1 protein-coding gene is annotated in these 238 nt (G+C 60.1%); it reads left to right on the plus strand.

The features are described from left to right. Positions 1 to 238, plus strand: a 238-nt coding sequence (locus H2O73_RS21385; protein WP_182110834.1) for a collagen-like triple helix repeat-containing protein, incomplete at both ends; no start/stop codon positions are given.

The raw sequence follows: 238 nt of genomic DNA on the forward strand, positions 1-238 counted from the left end.
CGGGAATAACGGCAGTCCTGGTGGAAAGGGTGAAATGGGTCCAGCTGGCATTCCTGGAGCCCCTGGACTAATAGGAGCAAGGTGCCCCCCTGGACCAGCAGGAACTAATGGTATACCCGGAACACGAGGTCCTTCAGGTGAACCCGGCAAGAACGGTGCGAAGGGAGAGCCAGGAGCACGCGGTGAACGGGGCGAAGCTGGTTCCCCAGGAATTCCAGGACCTAAGGGCGAAGATGGC

It is taken from the genome of Vibrio marinisediminis, from assembly GCF_014050145.1.
Taxonomy (GTDB): domain Bacteria; phylum Pseudomonadota; class Gammaproteobacteria; order Enterobacterales; family Vibrionaceae; genus Vibrio; species Vibrio marinisediminis.